General features: G+C 71.6%; 8 protein-coding genes. 4 read left to right on the top strand and 4 right to left on the bottom strand.

Annotated features, from left to right (window positions below):
* Positions 1 to 18: 18 nt before the first annotated feature.
* Both gltB and ACICHK_RS11820 read left to right on the top strand, forming a co-directional pair.
* Positions 19 to 4614 (top strand): glutamate synthase large subunit, encoded by a 4596-nt coding sequence (gene gltB, locus ACICHK_RS11825; protein ID WP_406836862.1) that lies wholly within the window; start codon positions 19 to 21, stop codon positions 4612 to 4614.
* A complete protein-coding gene (locus ACICHK_RS11820) occupies positions 4607 to 6067 on the top strand; it encodes a glutamate synthase subunit beta (RefSeq protein ID WP_406836861.1) in 1461 nt (486 codons plus the stop codon). The genes gltB and ACICHK_RS11820 overlap by 8 nt, the downstream gene beginning before the upstream one ends.
* Positions 6068 to 6265: 198 nt before the next feature.
* Here the strand turns inward: ACICHK_RS11820 and ACICHK_RS11815 are convergent, their stop codons facing one another.
* Complete coding sequence (locus ACICHK_RS11815; protein ID WP_406836860.1) at positions 6266 to 7162, bottom strand: chitosanase; 897 nt, start codon at positions 7160 to 7162, stop codon at positions 6266 to 6268.
* 180 nt (positions 7163 to 7342) lie between these two features.
* Complete coding sequence (locus ACICHK_RS11810) at positions 7343 to 8263, bottom strand: rhomboid family intramembrane serine protease (RefSeq protein WP_151469792.1); 921 nt, start codon at positions 8261 to 8263, stop codon at positions 7343 to 7345.
* 209 nt (positions 8264 to 8472) lie between these two features.
* Between ACICHK_RS11810 and ACICHK_RS11805 the strand changes: the two genes are divergently transcribed.
* On the top strand, positions 8473 to 9192 hold the full coding sequence (locus ACICHK_RS11805) for a VWA domain-containing protein (protein ID WP_151469793.1): 720 nt from the start codon (positions 8473 to 8475) through the stop codon (positions 9190 to 9192).
* Between the two features lie 136 nt (positions 9193 to 9328).
* A complete protein-coding gene (locus ACICHK_RS11800) occupies positions 9329 to 11050 on the top strand; it encodes a cytochrome bc complex cytochrome b subunit (RefSeq protein ID WP_406836859.1) in 1722 nt (573 codons plus the stop codon).
* On the opposite strand, the gene ACICHK_RS11795 is transcribed toward ACICHK_RS11800, so the two are convergent.
* Together ACICHK_RS11795 and ACICHK_RS11790 are read right to left on the bottom strand one after the other, a co-directional pair.
* Positions 11022 to 12134, bottom strand: coding sequence for an acyl-CoA dehydrogenase family protein (locus ACICHK_RS11795; RefSeq protein ID WP_406836858.1), 1113 nt, complete (start codon positions 12132 to 12134; stop codon positions 11022 to 11024). The genes ACICHK_RS11800 and ACICHK_RS11795 overlap by 29 nt on opposite strands.
* Positions 12134 to 13279 carry an acyl-CoA dehydrogenase family protein gene (locus ACICHK_RS11790; RefSeq protein ID WP_406836857.1) on the bottom strand — a complete coding sequence of 382 codons (1146 nt, stop codon included), beginning with the start codon at positions 13277 to 13279 and terminating at the stop codon, positions 12134 to 12136. Before ACICHK_RS11790 ends, ACICHK_RS11795 begins: the two co-directional genes overlap by 1 nt.

The following is a 13279-nucleotide window of genomic DNA, read 5'->3' as shown; positions in this document are numbered from 1 at the left end:
ACGACGACGGGAGAGCCGATGCGTACGCCGCGCCAGCCGTCCCAGCACTCCACGAACGACCGGAAGTGGTCCTTCATGGATGCTCGCCCTGCTGCGCAGGGTATGTACGACCCCCGCAACGAAAAGGACGCCTGTGGCGTCGGCTTCGTGGCCACCCTCACCGGCGAGGCGAGCCATGCGCTGGTCGAGCAGGCGCTCACCGTTCTGCGCAACCTGGAACACCGTGGTGCCACCGGCTCCGAGCCCGACTCGGGTGACGGCGCCGGCATCCTGTCCCAGGTCCCGGACGCCTTCCTGCGCGAGGTGGCCGGATTCGAACTTCCCGCAGCCGGTGCGTACGCGGTAGGCATCGCCTTCCTCCCCGAGGACGGCACGGCCGACGCCGTCGCGCGGATCGAGACGATCGCCGCCGAGGAGGGCCTCACCGTCCTCGGCTGGCGCGAGGTCCCGGTCGCCCCCGAACTCCTCGGCGCCACCGCCCGCTCGACGATGCCGGCCTTCCGCCAGATCTTCGTCACCGACGGCGAGAACGAGGGCATCGCCCTGGACCGCAGCGCCTTCGTGCTGCGCAAGCGCGCCGAGCGCGAGGTGGGCGTCTACTTCCCCTCGCTGTCCGCGCGGACCATCGTCTACAAGGGCATGCTGACCACCGGCCAGCTGGAGCCCTTCTTCCCGGACCTGTCCGACCGCCGCTTCGCCTCCGCGATCGCGCTCGTGCACTCCCGGTTCTCCACCAACACCTTCCCGAGCTGGCCGCTCGCCCACCCGTACCGCTTCGTCGCGCACAACGGCGAGATCAACACGGTCAAGGGCAACCGCAACTGGATGGTCGCCCGCGAGTCCCAGCTCGCCTCGGACCTGTTCGGCTCGGACAAGGGCCTGGAGCGGATCTTCCCCGTCTGCACCCCGGACGCCTCCGACTCGGCCTCCTTCGACGAGGTGCTCGAACTCCTGCACCTCGGCGGCCGTTCGCTGCCGCACTCCGTGCTGATGATGATCCCGGAGGCGTGGGAGAACCACGACTCGATGGACCCGGCCCGGCGCGCCTTCTACCAGTTCCACTCCACGATGATGGAGCCCTGGGACGGCCCGGCCTGCGTCACCTTCACCGACGGCACCCAGGTCGGCGCGGTCCTCGACCGCAACGGCCTGCGCCCCGGCCGCTACTGGGTCACCGACGAGGGCCTCGTCGTCCTCGGCTCCGAGGTCGGCGTCCTCGACATCGACCCCGCCAAGGTCGTCCGCAAGGGCCGCCTCCAGCCCGGCAAGATGTTCCTCGTCGACACCGTCGAGCACCGCATCATCGAGGACGACGAGATCAAGGCCGCCCTCGCCGCCGAGAAGCCCTACGCGGAGTGGCTGGAAGCCGGCGAGATCGAGCTCTCCGACCTGCCCGAGCGCGAGCACATCGTGCACACCCACGCCTCGGTCACCCGCCGCCAGCAGACCTTCGGTTACACGGAGGAGGAGCTGCGGATCATCCTCGCGCCGATGGCCAAGGCCGCCGCCGAGCCGATCGGTTCGATGGGCACCGACTCGCCGATCGCCGCGCTCTCGCAGCGTCCGCGGCTGCTCTTCGACTACTTCACCCAGCTGTTCGCCCAGGTCACCAACCCGCCGCTGGACGCGATCCGCGAAGAGCTGGTCACCTCCCTGCGCTCCTCGCTGGGCCCCCAGGGCAACCTGCTGGACCCGACGGCCGCCTCCTGTCGCAGCGTCACCCTGCCCTTCCCGGTGATCGACAACGACGAGCTGGCCAAGCTCATCCACATCAACGCCGACGGCGACATGCCCGGCATGAAGGCCGCGACGCTCTCCGGCCTGTACCGGGTCTCCGGCGGTGGCGACTCCCTCGCCGCCCGCATCGAGGAGATCTGCGCCGAGGCCGACGCCGCCATCGAGAACGGCGCCCGCCTGATCGTCCTGTCGGACCGTCACTCCGACGCCGAGCACGCGCCGATCCCCTCGCTGCTGCTCACCGCGGCCGTCCACCACCACCTCATCCGCACCAAGCAGCGCACCCACGTGGGCCTGCTGGTCGAGGCCGGAGACGTCCGCGAGGTCCACCACGTCGCCCTGCTCATCGGCTACGGCGCCGCGGCGGTCAACCCCTACCTGGCGATGGAGTCCGTCGAGGACCTCGTCCGCGCGGGCACCTTCCTGTCCGGCATCGAGGCCGAGCAGGCCATCCGCAACCTGATCTACGCGCTCGGCAAGGGCGTCCTGAAGGTCATGTCCAAGATGGGCATCTCGACCGTCGCCTCCTACCGCGGCGCCCAGGTCTTCGAGGCCGTCGGCCTGGAGCAGGCCTTCGTCGAGAAGTACTTCAACGGCACGGCCACCAAGATCGGCGGCGCCGGCCTCGACGTCGTCGCCAAGGAGGTCGCCGCCCGGCACGCCAAGGCCTACCCCGCCTCCGGCATCGCCCCGGCGCACCGCGCCCTGGAGATCGGCGGCGAGTACCAGTGGCGCCGCGAGGGCGAGCCGCACCTGTTCGACCCGGAGACGGTCTTCCGCCTCCAGCACTCGACGCGCTCCGGCAGCTACGAGATCTTCAAGAAGTACACCGACCGCGTCAACGAGCAGTCCGAGCGCCTCATGACGCTGCGCGGCCTGTTCGGCTTCACGTCCGACCGCCCGTCGATCTCCGTCGACGAGGTCGAGCCGGTCTCCGAGATCGTCAAGCGCTTCTCCACCGGCGCCATGTCGTACGGCTCCATCTCCAAGGAGGCGCACGAGACCCTCGCCATCGCCATGAACCAGCTGGGCGGCAAGTCCAACACCGGTGAGGGCGGCGAGGACCCGGAGCGCCTGTACGACCCGGCGCGCCGCTCGTCGATCAAGCAGGTCGCCTCCGGCCGCTTCGGCGTCACCTCCGAGTACCTGGTCAACGCCGACGACATCCAGATCAAGATGGCCCAGGGCGCCAAGCCCGGCGAGGGCGGCCAGCTGCCCGGCCACAAGGTCTACCCGTGGGTGGCCAAGACCCGGCACAGCACCCCCGGTGTCGGCCTGATCTCCCCGCCGCCGCACCACGACATCTACTCCATCGAGGACCTGGCTCAGCTGATCCACGACCTCAAGAACGCCAACCCTGCCGCGCGCATCCACGTGAAGCTGGTGTCGGAGGTCGGCGTCGGCACGGTCGCGGCCGGTGTGTCGAAGGCGCACGCGGACGTCGTCCTCATCTCGGGTCACGACGGCGGCACCGGTGCCTCCCCGCTGACCTCGCTCAAGCACGCGGGCGGCCCCTGGGAGCTCGGCCTCGCCGAGACCCAGCAGACCCTGCTGCTCAACGGCCTGCGCGACCGCATCGTCGTGCAGACCGACGGCCAGCTCAAGACCGGCCGCGACGTCGTCATCGCCGCGCTGCTCGGCGCCGAGGAGTTCGGTTTCGCGACCGCGCCGCTCGTCGTCTCCGGCTGCGTCATGATGCGCGTCTGCCACCTGGACACCTGCCCGGTCGGCATCGCCACCCAGAACCCGGTGCTGCGCGACCGGTTCGCCGGCAAGGCCGAGTACGTCGTGAACTTCTTCAAGTTCATCGCCGAGGAAGTCCGCGAGATCCTCGCCGAGCTCGGCTTCCGCAGCATCGAGGAGGCCGTCGGCCACGCCGAGAACCTCGACGTGGAGCGCGCCGTCACCCACTGGAAGGCGCAGGGCCTGGACCTGACCCCGCTCTTCCACGTGCCCGAACTGCCCGAGGGCGCGGTGCGCCACCAGGTCGTCGCGCAGGACCACGGCCTGGAGAAGGCGCTCGACAACGAGCTGATCAAGCTCGCCGCCGACGCCCTGGCCGCGGACTCCGCGACCGACGCCCAGCCGGTCCGCGCCCAGGTCGCGATCCGCAACATCAACCGCACGGTCGGCACCATGCTCGGCCACGAGGTGACCAAGAAGTTCGGTGGCGCGGGCCTGCCCGACGACACCGTCGACATCACCTTCACCGGCTCGGCGGGCCAGTCCTTCGGCGCCTTCCTCCCCCGCGGCGTCACGCTGCGCCTGGAGGGCGACGCCAACGACTACGTCGGCAAGGGCCTGTCCGGCGGCCGTGTGATCGTCCGTCCCGACCGGGGCGCCGACCACCTCGCCGAGTACTCGACGATCGCGGGCAACACCATCGCCTACGGCGCGACCGGCGGCGAGCTGTTCCTGCGCGGCCGCACCGGCGAGCGCTTCTGCGTCCGCAACTCCGGCGCGCTGGTGGTCTCCGAGGGCGTGGGCGACCACGGCTGCGAGTACATGACCGGCGGTCACGCGGTCGTCCTCGGCGAGACCGGCCGCAACTTCGCGGCCGGCATGTCCGGCGGCATCGCCTACGTGATCGACCTCGACCGCGACAACGTGAACGTCGCCAGCGTGGACGCCGTCGAGGCGCTCGACGACGCCGACAAGCAGTGGCTGCACGACGTCGTGCAGCGGCACGCGGAGGAGACCGGCTCGACGGTCGCCGAGAAGCTGCTCGCCGAGTGGCCCGCCGCCGTGGAGCGCTTCAGCAAGATCATTCCCAGCACCTACAAGGCAGTGCTCGCCGCCAAGGACGCCGCCGAGCGAGCCGGACTCGACGAGTCCGCGATCACCGAGAAGATGATGGAGGCGGCGACCAATGGCTGATCCCAAGGGCTTTCTGAACCACGGCCGTGAGGTCGCCAGGTCCCGCCCGGTCGAGGAGCGACTCAAGGACTGGAACGAGGTCTACGTTCCGGGCTCGCTGCTCCCGATCATCTCCAAGCAGGCCTCGCGCTGCATGGACTGCGGCATCCCGTTCTGCCACAACGGCTGTCCGCTGGGCAACCTGATCCCCGAGTGGAACGACTACGCGTACCGCGAGGACTGGCAGGCGGCCTCCGAGCGGCTGCACGCCACGAACAACTTCCCGGAGTTCACGGGCCGGCTGTGCCCCGCTCCGTGCGAGTCCGCGTGCGTGCTGGGCATCAACCAGCCCGCCGTGACCATCAAGAACGTCGAGGTCTCGATCATCGACAAGGCGTGGGACAGCGGCTCCGTCGCGGCCCAGGCCCCCGAGCGCCTCTCCGGCAAGACGGTCGCGGTCATCGGTTCCGGTCCCGCCGGTCTCGCCGCCGCCCAGCAGCTCACGCGGGCCGGTCACACGGTCGCGGTGTACGAGCGCGCCGACCGCATCGGCGGTCTGCTCCGCTACGGCATCCCCGAGTTCAAGATGGAGAAGCGGCACATCAACCGCCGCATCGAGCAGATGCGCGCGGAGGGCACCCGCTTCCGCACGGGCATCGAGATCGGCCGCGACCTCAAGGCGACGGACCTGCGCAAGCGGTACGACGCCGTGGTCATCGCCGCCGGCGCCACGACCGCCCGCGACCTGCCCGTCCCCGGGCGGGAGCTGAACGGCATCCACCAGGCCATGGAGTACCTGCCGCTGGCCAACAAGGTGCAGGAGGGCGACTACGTGGCGCCCCCGATCACCGCCGAGGGCAAGCACGTCGTGGTCATCGGCGGCGGTGACACGGGCGCGGACTGCGTGGGCACCGCCCACCGCCAGGGCGCGGCCTCGGTCACGCAGCTGGAGATCATGCCGCGGCCGGGCGAGGAGCGGAACGCGAACCAGCCCTGGCCGACTTTCCCGATGCTCTACAAGGTCACCTCCGCGCACGAGGAGGGCGGCGAGCGCGTCTACGCGGTCTCCACCACCCACTTCGAGGGCGACGAGGACGGCAACGTCCAGTGGCTGCACCTGGTGGAGGTAGAGTTCACCGGCGGCAAGCTGAACCAGAAGCCGGGCACGGAGCGCAAGATCCCCGCCCAGCTGGTGACGCTGGCGATGGGGTTCACCGGCACGGACGTCGAGAACGGCGTGGTCTCCCAGTTCGGTCTGGAGCTCGACGAGCGCGGCAACATCGCCCGCGACGCCGACTTCGCGACCAACGTCCCCGGCGTGTTCGTCGCCGGTGACGCGGGCCGCGGCCAGTCCCTCATCGTCTGGGCCATCGCGGAGGGCCGCTCGGCCGCCCGCGGTGTCGACCGCTTCCTCACCGGAGCGAGCGACCTGCCGGCCCCGATCCGCCCGACGGACCGTTCGCTGACGGTCTGACCCATGGATGCGTGACCGGACAACGGTCACTCGAGAACGTCCCGCACAAAGGCGTGCGGAACACGAGACGGCGCCTGCCTCACTGTCCCCGACCGGACGCCCTGGCAGGCGCCGCCGCATGCCCGCGCACAGTCGGGAGCCGGGCTCTCCGGGGCCGGGCCCTCCACGGGCACGGGGAACGAGGGCCGGCCCCTACCCCTACGGCACGTGGTACGTCTCGCCGTACACCTTCCACCGCAGCGGTGTGTCCAGACCGAGGTTGCCCTCGTCGAGGAACGCGCGCTGGGCGGTGTCGATGCGGGTGGTGTCGCGGTCGGGGTCCGCGGACCTCATGGCCGCGCGGCGGACGTCCAGGAAGGCGCCGAGGTACGTCTTCTCGTCACCGCCCTCGGAGGGCGGGGCCGCCTCGCGCACGGCGCGCTCGCGCAGGACGTAGAAGCCGTCGCCACCGGTCCCCGGACCGTGCAGCACCATGGCGTCGTAGTAGACGAACTGGCCGAGCGTGCCGAGACCGTCGAGCTTGGCGAGCCGGACCGCCGGGCCGAAGTAGACCCGGTCGCGCTCGGAGTCCTGGGCCGCGCGGAACGCGGCGACACCGGCCTCGTGCCGCCAGGCCGCGACGAATCCCGGATCCAGGCCCTCGTGGGAGTCCGTGCCGTCCACCTCGCGCAGGGCCGGGAGATAGCGGGCGAGCCCGTTGCCCGGGTGCGCCTTCGTGTAGCGCTCGACGAGGGCGAGCAGGTCGTGGGTGCCGGTGCAGAAGCCGACGACACCCGCCGTGTAGCCCCGGCCGTCACCGATGTCCTCGATGTAGCCGTACGCCTCGCGCCAGTTCAGCGTGGAGTTCTCGGCGCTCGCCAGGATCTTCTGGGCGAGTTCCTTCTTGTCCGGGGCGGCGAGGCCCGCCGGCAGCGCGGCGACGGCCCTGTCGTCGGCCGCCCGTTCGGCCCCGGCCCCCTCCGCGGCACGGGACCGTGCCGCGGACGTCGTGCCGCCCTTGCCGTCGGCCGGGGCGTGGCCGGGCGCGGCGAGCCAGACGGCCGCCGTGATCAGCACGGGGGCGAGGGCGAAGGACAGACGACCCGCGCGTTTCATGCCGCACAGGGTACGCAGACCCGGCGCACCGTCGGGGGAGCGCGCGGCCGCGCGGGCAGACGCACAGATGTGCCACCGGGCGCGGGCACCGCCCGGCCACCGGAGCGCGTGAGCCGGGTCCCGGCCGGGACCCGGCTCACGCGCTCCGCGCCGGTGTGCCGGCCGGGGCACCGCCCCGTGCTACACCGCGCCGGTCCTCAGCGCCGACACCTTCAGCACCGCGAGGACCACCAGCAGCGCGAGAAGCCCCCCGCAGACGGCCGCCTGGACCAGCGACCGACGGGGGCCGCGGGGAGCGTACGCGTAGGCCGCCGTCACGAGCCCGCCCGCCAGCAGTCCGCCCAGGTGACCCTGCCAGGAGGTGAGCCCCGCCGAGATCAGGAGCCAGATCAGCAGCCCCGCCATGAACCGGTTGACGCCGCTCATGTCCACGCCGAGGCGGCGGGCCATCACGTAGTACGCGGCGCCGATGCCGAAGATCGCGCCCGACGCGCCGATCGTCTGCTCGTCCGGCGCGATCAGCAGCACGAGGACGGAGCCGCCGAGCGCCGACAGCAGGTACAGCGCGAGGTAGCGGACCCGGCCGAGCTGGGCCTCGACGATCCGCCCGATGTTCCACAGCGCGAACATGTTCATCACGATGTGGGCGATCCCGAACGTGCCCTCGGTGGGCGGCAGGTGCAGGAACGCGCCGGTCAGCAGCCGGTACCACTCCCCGTCGACCAGACCCTCCGCGTGGAAGGACGAGGGGTACGGGAAGTCCCAGAGGTAGTGGCCCCCCTGCGAGTCCGTCAGGCCCGCGCCGAGCATCGCGAACCGGTCCACGAACGAGGAGCGCAGCAGTTCGGCCAGATAGGCCAGCACGTTCAGACCGATGAGGACGTACGTCACCGCCGGCACCGTCGATATCCGGCCGCCGAAGGCCGTGCGGGCCTGCCGGATCGACCTCGCGCCCTCCTTCACGCACTCCACGCACTGGTGGCCGACGGCCGCCTCGCGCATGCAGTTCGGACATATGTAGCGGTCGCATCGGGTGCAGCGGACATGCGACTCCACCTTGGGGTGGCGGTAGCAGGTGGTGACGGCGGACTCGGACTCCACGGCCGGCTCCTAGGAACGCGCGGGAAAGGGGGGGAAGATGAGCCGGTGGGGACGGCGGTGATCAAACTATCCAACGCCTCCGACAACGGGGAACGGCAGGGCCGTGATCCGTGGCCGCCGAGAAGGGACGCCGGTGCCCGGGCTCCGGACGGGACGACGCCGTGACGTAATCTCGTCGCTCCGCAGTCCTCGCGCGACGGGAGCCCCGCATGGCCGGAATCAGCCTCACGAAGATCGAGGAGACCGCGCCCGCGCTGGTGGGCCCCTACAAGAGCGCCGGGGTCAGCCTCACCAAGCACGGCCTGAGCGGGCAACGCGCCGCCGTGTACCTGGTCGTGGACTACTCCGGGTCGATGAAGCCGTACTACGACGACGGCAGTGTGCAGGCCCTGGCCGACCGGGTGCTCGGCCTGTCCGCCCACCTCGACGACGACGGCACCGTCCCGGTCGTCTTCTTCTCCACGGACGTCGACGCGGTCACCGACATCGCGCTCGACGACCACCGGGGGCGGATCGGACGGATCGTGGCCGGGCTCGGGCACATGGGCAGGACCAGCTACCACCTCGCCATGGACGCCGTCATCGACCACTACCTCGACAGCGGCTCCGACGCCCCGGCCCTCGTCGTCTTCCAGACCGACGGGGGGCCGATCAACAAGCTCGCCGCCGAACGGTATCTGTGCAAGGCCGCCAAGCTGCCGATGTTCTGGCAGTTCATAGGGTTCGGCGACCGCGGCAGCAAGCAGTTCGACTTCCTGCGCAGACTCGACGAACTGGCCGTGCCGCACAAGCGGGTCGTCGACAACGCGGGCTTCTTCCACGCCGGTTCGGACCCGCGCCAGGTCGGCGACGGAGAACTGTACGACCGGATGGTGGCGGAGTTCCCGCAGTGGCTGGCGGCGGCACGGGCCCGGGGAATCCTGGCCTGATCCCTCCGGCCCCGCGCCCCGGCCCCCGCCACGACCGGGGCGCGGACACACCATCCGTCCCCCGACACCTCGCCCACGACGCCCCGTTGGCTTCAGCCGTCCGGCGTGCCACCCTGGTGGACCGAGGGGGCGGCGAATGGGCGCACAAGAGACCGACTCGGGCAGGGCCGCGCGGCCCTCGGTGAACGGAGCGCCCGGGAGCGGGACTTCGGGGGACACCGGCCCCGAAGGAACCTTACGGGCCCGGCGCGCACCGGAGACGGGCAAAGGGGAGCGGCTCGCCGACTGGGCCGACGGACGCCTCGGCCTCTACGCGCTGGCCAAGGCCAACATGCGCAAGGTCTTCCCGGACCACTGGTCGTTCATGCTGGGCGAGGTCTGCCTCTACAGCTTCATCGTCCTGATCCTCACCGGCGTCTACCTCACCCTGTTCTTCGAGCCGAGCGGCGTCGAGGTCGTCTACCACGGCTCCTACGGGCCGCTGAACGGCGTCGTCATGACACGGGCCTACGAGTCCACGCTCGACATCAGCTTCGACGTGCGCGGCGGACTGCTCATCCGCCAGATCCACCACTGGGCCGCGCTCGTCTTCCTCGCCGGGATGCTCGTGCACATGATGCGGGTGTTCTTCACCGGCGCCTTCCGCAAGCCGCGCGAGGTCAACTGGCTCTTCGGCTGGACCCTGCTGATGCTCGGCCTCATCACCGGGCTGACCGGCTACTCGCTCCCCGACGACCTGCTCTCCGGCACCGGCGTCCGCTTCGCCGACGGCGCCATCCTGTCGGTCCCCGTCGTGGGCACGTACCTCTCCTTCTTCCTCTTCGGCGGGGAGTTCCCGGGGCACGACATCATCTCCAGGTTCTTCCCCATCCACGTCCTGCTGCTGCCGGGCATCATGCTGGGACTCGTGGTCGCCCACCTGATCCTGGTCTTCCACCACAAGCACACGCAGTACCCCGGGCCCGGAAAGGACCAGAAGTCGGTCGTGGGCATGCCCTTCATGCCCGTCTACATGGCCAAGGCCGGCGGTTTCTTCTTCCTCGTCTTCGGAGTCCTGGCGGTCATGGGCGCGGTCGCCACCATCAACCCCGTGTGGGCGTTCGGGCCCTACCGCCCCGACCTGGTGACCACCGGCGCCCAGCCCGACTGGTACCTCGGCTTCTCCGAAGGGCTCATCCGCGTGATGCCGGGATGGGAGATCAACGCCTTCGGCCACACGCTCCAGCTCGGCGTCTTCATCCCCTTCGCGCTGTTCCCGCTCGTCATGGCCGCCATCGCCGTCTACCCCTTCGTCGAGGCCTGGGTCACCGGCGACAAGCGCGAGCACCACGTCCTGGACCGGCCGCGCAACGTGCCCACCCGTACCGCGCTCGGCGTCGCCTGGCTGACGCTGTACGCCGTCCTGCTGGTCGGCGGCGGCAACGACCTGTGGGCCACCCACTTCCATCTGTCGATCAACGCGATCACCTGGTTCGTCCGCGTCGCCGTCTTCGCCGGGCCCGTTCTCGCCTACGTCCTCACCAAACGGATCTGCCTCGGACTCCAGCGCGCCGACCGCGACAAGGTGCTGCACGGCCGTGAGTCCGGCACGATCAAGATGCTGCCGCACGGCGAGTACGTCGAGGTCCACGAACCCCTCACCCCGGCCCAGCGGTTCACCCTCACCCAGCACGAACAGGCGCCGCCCTACGAGCTGGGCCCGCTCGTCGACGCGAACGGCGTGACCCGCCGCGCAGGACCCGGTCGGCGGCTGCGCGCCCGGCTGGCGCGCGCCCTCTACGGGCCCGGCACCCGGATCCCGAAGCCGACGGCCGAGGAGTACCGGGCCCTCACGAGCGGGGACGACCACCACCACTGAGCCCGGCCAGCGCCTCGGCCCTGCACTCGGCCGGGGTGCCCCAGGCCGTCCTCAGGGCGCGGGCCTTGGTGAACCACAGGGACAGGTCGTACTCGGCCGTGTAGCCGATCGCGCCGTGCAGCTGCAACGCGGTCCTGGCCGTGGCGTACGCGGCCTCGCACGCCCTGACCTTCGCGGCGGCCACGTCCGCCGGCGCCATCGACAGCGCGGCCCCCAGCAGCAGCGGGCGCGCGAACTCCAGGGCGATCGTCGCGTCCGCGAGCCGGTGCTTGACCGCCTGGAACGAGGCGACGGGAACACCGAACTGGGTCCGCTGCCCGACGTACGTGACGGTCCGGCCGAGCAGCGCGAGCCCCACCCCGAGGGCCTGGGCGGCGGTGGCCAGCCGGGCCCAGGCCAGCGCCCGGAGCGCGGCGCGGGCGACCTGCGGTCCGGCGGCCAGGAGCTCACCGCCGTTCTCCGGACGGGCGAGCCGGCGGGCCCGGTCCACGGACGCCCGCACCGGGCCGTGACCGGACGCGAGCCGCAGCCGGTCACCGTCCACCACGAGCGACACCGCCGCCGCGTCCGCGTCGAGCGCGTGACCGCCGGATGGTGCCGCCGTCGTGTCGGGCGTGTGCCTGTCGGGTGGTGGCGGTGTCGTGTCGGGTGTGTGGGCGTCGGTCGGTGCCGGAGCGTTCGGTGCGGGCGTACGGTCGTCGGGCAGGACCAGGGTGGCGAGGCTCTTGCCCGAGGCCAGTCCCGGCAGCAGCCGTTCGGCCGGACCCGGCTCGCCCAGTGCGCTCAGCTCGCCCAGCAGGGCGGCCGCGGCGACCGTCTCCACCACCGGACCCGGAACCGCGTGCCGCCCCAGCTCCACGAACGCCGCCGCCAGGTCCACCGGCAGCGGTCCCACCCCCTCGTACTCCTCCGGGACCGCCAGCGTGAACACGCCCGCCTCGGCCAGCCGCGACCACAGGGCCCGTCCCGGAGCGTGGTCGCCGTCCGCCCACGCCCGTACCGCCGACGGCGTGTCCGCGGCCGCCAGCATCGCGTCCAGGGAGGCGGCGAAGGCGCGCTGTTCGGCGTCGAGGAGGAAGCGCATCAGCGGCGGCCCTTCGGAAGGCCGAGCAGCCGCTCGGCGATGATGTCGCGCTGGATCTCGTTGGTGCCCGCGTAGATCGGACCCGCGAGCGCGAACACGTACCCCTCGCACCACGCGGTGTCCGCCGACTCGCCCTCGGCGCCCAGCAGATCGAGAGCCGTCTCGTGCAGCGCGAGGTCGAGCTCCGACCAGAACACCTTGTTCAGGCTGGACTCCGGTCCGATGTTCTCCCCTTCGAGCAGCCGCGAGGCGTGGGCGTACGCGAACAGCTGGTAGGCGCGCGCCCCGATCACCGCGTCGGCCACCCGCTCGCGCAGGGCCGTGTCGGACGGGTCGCCCCGCTCGTGCCACAGCGCGGCCAGCCGGTCCGCGGCGGCCAGGAAACGGCCCGGTGAGCGCAGCGTCAGTCCCCGTTCGTCGCCCGCCGTCGACATCGCCACCCGCCAGCCCCGCCCCGGCTCGCCGATCACGTCCTCGTCCGGCACGAACACGTCGTCCAGGAACAGCTCCGCGAACGCCGGTCTGCCGTCCAGCCGCCCGATCGGGCGGACCGTCACCCCCGGCGCGCGCAGGTCGAACATCAGGTACGTCAGGCCCTGGTGGGGTTTCGCCAGGCCCGCCTCGCTGCGGAACAGGCCGAAGGCGCGGTCGGCGAACGCGGCCCGCGACGACCACGTCTTGTGCCCCCGCAGCAGCCAGCCGCCGTCCGTCCGCACCGCCCGCGACCTCAGCGAGGCCAGGTCCGACCCCGCCTCGGGCTCGGACCAGGCCTGCGCCCAGACCACCTCGCCCGTGGCCATCGAAGGCAGCACCCGCGCGCGCTGCTCCGCGGTGCCGTGTTCGAAGAGGGTCGGCGCGAGGAGGCTGACGCCGTTCTGTCCGACCCGGCCCGGCGCGCCCGCCGCGTGGTACTCCTCCTCGAACGCCAGCCAGCGCACGAGGTCCGCGTCCCGGCCGCCGTACTCCGCGGGCCACGACACCACCGACCAGCGGTCCGCCGCCAGTTCGGCCTCCCACGCGCGATGCGCCGCGAAGCCCTCCGCGGTCTCCAGGGAGGGCAGCGGCACCTCCGGCACATGGACCTCCAGCCAGGCACGGGCCTCGGCGCGGAACGCCTCGTCGGCGGGGGAGGGGGTGAGATCCAT

The organism is Streptomyces sp. AHU1 (assembly GCF_045343905.1).
Classification (GTDB): domain Bacteria; phylum Actinomycetota; class Actinomycetes; order Streptomycetales; family Streptomycetaceae; genus Streptomyces; species Streptomyces triticiradicis.
Note: the sequence above shows the minus strand (reverse complement) of the source record. Positions and strands in the feature narration are given on the sequence as shown.